Annotated in this window: 2 protein-coding genes; one reads left to right on the top strand and one right to left on the bottom strand. The window is 72.2% G+C overall.

Annotation, left to right across the window (positions count from 1 at the left end):
- Positions 1-105: 105 nt before the first annotated feature.
- Positions 106-1206, bottom strand: coding sequence for a multiple monosaccharide ABC transporter substrate-binding protein (gene chvE, locus ACFV0G_RS37745; RefSeq protein WP_380557864.1), 1101 nt, complete (start codon positions 1204-1206; stop codon positions 106-108).
- Between the two features lie 650 nt (positions 1207-1856).
- Here chvE and rsgA point away from each other — a divergent pair.
- Positions 1857-2930 (top strand): ribosome small subunit-dependent GTPase A, encoded by a 1074-nt coding sequence (gene rsgA, locus ACFV0G_RS37740; protein ID WP_380557861.1) that lies wholly within the window; start codon positions 1857-1859, stop codon positions 2928-2930.
- The last annotated feature ends 45 nt before the right edge of the window (positions 2931-2975 follow it).

Here is a 2975-nt window from a genome sequence, read left to right as displayed (position 1 = left end):
GCTACAACCCAAACTGGGCGGGGGGGGGGGGGGGGGGCGGGGGTGCCGGCCCCCCCGCGCCCCCGGCCGGCTCGTACGGTGCGGTCGGCTCCGCGGGCGGGGCGGCTACTTGAGCTGGTCGGCGGTGTACTGGCCGCCCTCGACCAGGACCTTGGCGTAGTTGTCCTTGTCCACGCTGACCGGCTGGAGCAGGTAGGCCGGGACGACCTTGACGCCGTTGTTGTACTGCGTGGTGTCGTTGGTCTCCGGCTTGCCGCCGGTCAGCAGCGCGTCGCCCATCTGCACGGCGACCTTGGCGAGCTCGCGGGTGTCCTTGTAGACGGTCTGGGTCTGCTCGCCCGCGATGATCGACTTCACCGAGGCCAGCTCGGCGTCCTGGCCGGTGACGATCGGCAGCGCCTTGCCGGAGCTGCCGTAGCCGACGCCCTTGAGCGAGGAGAGGATGCCGATCGAGATGCCGTCGTAGGGGGAGAGCACCGCGTCGACCCGCGCGCTGGTGTACGACTTGCTCAGCAGGTTGTCCATCCGGGACTGGGCGAGGCCGCCGTCCCAGCGCAGCGTGGCGACCTGGTTGAAGGCGGTCTGGCCGCTCTGCACGACGAGCTTGTGGCTGTCGACGTACGGCTTCAGCACGCTCATCGCGCCGTTGAAGAAGAACTGGGCGTTGTTGTCGTCCGGCGAGCCGGCGAACAGCTCGACGTTGAACGGGCCCTTGCCGTCCTTCAGGCCGAGCTTGTCGGCGATGTACGTGCCCTGGAGCACGCCGACCTTGAAGTTGTCGAAGGTGGCGTAGTAGTCGACGTTCTTGGTGCCGCGGATCAGCCGGTCGTAGGAGATCACCGGGATGTGGGCGTCGGCGGCCTTCTGCAGGACGTCGGTGAGCGAGGAGCCGTCGATGGCGGCCACCACCAGCAGCTTCGCGCCCTTGGTGATCATGTTCTCGATCTGCGACACCTGGTTCTCGACGACGTTGTCGCCGTACTGCAGGTCGGTCTTGTAGCCCTTGGCCTGGAACTGCTTGACCATGTTGTCGCCGTCGTTGATCCACCGCTCGGAGGACTTGGTCGGCATCGCGATGCCGACCAGGCCGCCCTTGGCGCCGGACGCGGTGGCGGCGCCGTCGCCGACGCCGTTGGAGCTCTGGCCGCAGGCCGCCAGCGACATCGCGAGACCGGCTGCGGCGAGGGCCGTCGAAATCTTCCGCACAGTTCCTCCAGTGGTTGGCAGCGACCGGGACCTGGACGGGGGCGTCGGATCGGTCGAGCGGGGTTCGGGCCGGGCCGGGGGTGCTGTGGGTGGCCCCTGGCCTGGCGTTACATGAGTGTTAACGCTCACAGAAACCTCGTCAAGGGCCATCGGATCACCGTTGGGTCTCGCACGGGCATACATATGGAAGCGCCGTGCGGATGCATTGACGAATGGACTGTTAGCGTTAACAATTCGCTCGGGGCAAGGCCCGGGCCCCGCGGCACCCGGACGGCAGGCCGTCTCCCGCGCGCGCCCGCGCACCGGGCGGGCCCGCTCAACCGGGCACCCGGTCCGGCCCGCGCCCCCGGCCGTCCGGACCGCCCGCGCACCCGTGCCGGGCCGGGCGGCACGCCGCCGGAAAACCTGATGCGCGGCCCGCGGACCGTCCGCTACGGTTTCGCTCGTCCGCAGCCGCCCCGCCCGGGGCGCTGCCGTCCGACCGTGCCACCCAGGAGGTGAGGACCGTGATGACCGTTCCTGCGACGGGCGCTGCCCGCGCCAAGACGACCACTGCTCCCACCCCCGTGGCCACCGGCTGACACACCGACACCCGCGCCGACCGCGCGCAACCGCCGGGGCCACCCTCCCGAAGGGCCACCCCCATCGTGATGCACACCTCCGCTGCCCACCCGCTGTCCGGCCACGGCTGGACCGACGACCGGGACGCCGAGTTCTCCGTCTTCGCCGCGGCGGGGCTCACCCCCGCCCGGATCGCCCGGGTCGACCGCGGCCGCTGCGACGTGCTCGTCGCCGACCCCGACACCGGCACCCTGCGCACCGTGCGCGCCGACAGCCGCCCCGTCGGCGACCCGGACCCGCTCAACTGCCCCTGCACCGGCGACTGGGCGGCCGTCGACCTGGCGGCCGCGCCGATGCCGACGGTCTCCGCCCTGCTCCCGCGCACCACCGCGATCGTCCGCAAGACCTCAGGCAAGCGCTCCGACGGCCAGGTGCTGGCGGCCAACGTCGACACCGTGCTGATCACCGTCTCGCTCGCCGCCGAGCCCGACCTCGGCCGGGTCGAGCGCTTCCTCGCCCTCGCCTGGGAGAGCGGCGCCGAACCGGTCGTCGCGCTCACCAAGGCCGACCTCGCCCACGACACCGAGCACATCCTCGCCGACGTGCGGGGCATCGCGCCCGGCGTCACCGTCCTCGCCGTCAGCGCCGGAACGGGCGAGGGCATGGACGTGCTGCGGGCCTGCCTGCACGGCACCACCGCCCTGGTCGGCCAGTCCGGCGCGGGCAAGTCCACCCTCACCAACGCGCTCGCCGGCACCGACGTGATGGCCGTCCAGCAGACCCGCTCGGTCGACGAGAAGGGCCGCCACACCACCACCACCCGCGAACTGATCCCGCTCCCGGGCGGCGGCGTGGTCATCGACACCCCGGGCCTGCGCGGCGTCGGCCTGTTCGGCGGCGAGGGCGTCGCGATGGCGTTCGCCGACATCGACGGCCTGGCCGAGCAGTGCCGCTTCGACGACTGCAGCCACCGCTCCGAGCCGGGCTGCGCGGTGGCCGCCGCCCTCGCGGACGGCTCGCTGCCGCAGCGCCGGATGGAGAGCTTCCTCAAGCTCCAGCGCGAGAACGAATGGATCGCCTCGCGCAGCGACGCCCGGCTCGCCGCCGAGCGCACCCGCCGCTGGAAGATGATCACCAAGAGCGCCCGGACGCCCCGGCCCTGACGGCCGGGTCGCGGACGCATGGCCGTGCGGCCGCCGGGTGCCAGA

The organism is Kitasatospora sp. NPDC059571 (assembly GCF_042735675.1).
Taxonomy (GTDB): Bacteria; Actinomycetota; Actinomycetes; order Streptomycetales; family Streptomycetaceae; genus Kitasatospora.
This window is presented reverse-complemented; position numbering and strand designations above follow the sequence as displayed.